General features: G+C 35.7%; 1 protein-coding gene. It reads right to left on the bottom strand.

All coding sequences use genetic code 11. The features are described from left to right. Positions 1–31: 31 nt before the first annotated feature. Positions 32–1380 (bottom strand): IS3 family transposase gene (locus QZ114_RS07640; protein WP_295501708.1). Its coding sequence is split into 2 segments (ribosomal slippage): positions 32–930 and positions 930–1380, totalling 1350 coding nucleotides; the frame shifts between segments, so codons are not numbered across the junction. Positions 1381–1435: the final 55 nt, after the last annotated feature.

Here is a 1435-nt window from a genome sequence, read left to right as displayed (position 1 = left end):
TGTACTGACCCCAAAAAGTTAGACAATTAATTTAAGCAAAGGATTTAGTTCTGTATTGTACAGGGCTAAGTCCTTTTAGTTTTACCTTAATTCGTTTGTTGTTGTAGTAATCAATATAGTCTACAATAGCTTGTTCCAAGTGTTCAAGTGACTGAAACGTATTCTCATAACCATAAAACATTTCAGACTTAAGAATGCCAAAGAAAGATTCCATCATACCGTTATCTGGGCTATTTCCCTTACGTGACATAGATGGTTGGATTCCCTTATTCTTTAAAAAATGATGATAGAAATCGTGTTGGTATTGCCATCCTTGGTCACTATGGAGAATTGTATTTTCGTAATGGTTCTCTGTAAAGGCTTGTTCTAGCATAGCTTTCATTTGTACTAAGTTCGGCGAAGTAGAAAGATTGTAGGAGATAATTTCGCTGTTAAAGCCATCTAAAACTGGTGATAAATAAAGCTTTTGGCTACTTGCTGGAATGGCAAATTCTGTCACATCTGTGTAGCACTTTTGCATTGGTTTGGTTGCTTCAAATTGACGTTGAATAAGATTATCTGCTTTCTTGCCAACCTCTCCTTGGTATGAAGAATACTTCCGTTTACGGCGAATTCGAGCCGTTAAACCAAGTACTTTCATCAGACGCTGCACCTTCTTATGATTCACTACGAAGCCACGATTTCGTAATTCTAGAGTCATGCGACGATAGCCGTAATTTCCTTTATGCTCAGTATAAATTGACTGAATTTCAGCTTTAATATCATAATCTTTATCGCTTTGATCCAGCTGTTTTAAGTGGTAATAATAGGTTGAACGTGCAAGCTTAATAATCTTTAGAAGGATATCTAAAGAAAACTCTGTTACCAGTCCTTGAACAATTTCCGTTTTTCTTCTTGCTCCTTTTCGTCCCTCAATCGGAGTTCTCTCAACTTTTTTAGAATGGCATTCTCCGCTCTCAAGTACTCATTTTCTGCTTGAAGACGTTCTAATTCTGTCATATCTTCAAATCTCTTCTTTGGCTTACGTTCCATTTTAGGTGGTCTCCCTCTTGTTTTCTCAACAATAGTATACCCGTTTTTCTTATATTGTGCCAGCCAATTCGAAAGTAATCCACTACTTGGAAGAGCATAATCCAGAGACGCCCTAATTTGTGAATGCCCCTCAAGAAGAACTTTATCAATGATCTCTTGTTTTAGTTCAGGAGAATAGTAACAATTCTTTCCTTTTTTGACGATTTCTATTCCATAACGATCAATCAATTTGATCATGTACTGAAGATTAGAAATGTTTATCCCAAATTGATTTGAAAGTTGTCTAAAGCTCTCTCCTTTCTCTCTTAATTCATATATTTGAACTTTATCTTCATAAGTTAATTTCATAATAAAAACACCCCAAAAGTTAGATTTTTCTGTCTAACTTTTGGGGTGCAGTTCA

It is taken from the genome of uncultured Streptococcus sp., assembly GCF_901875575.1.
GTDB lineage: Bacteria > Bacillota > Bacilli > Lactobacillales > Streptococcaceae > Streptococcus.
Note: the sequence above shows the minus strand (reverse complement) of the source record. Positions and strands in the feature narration are given on the sequence as shown.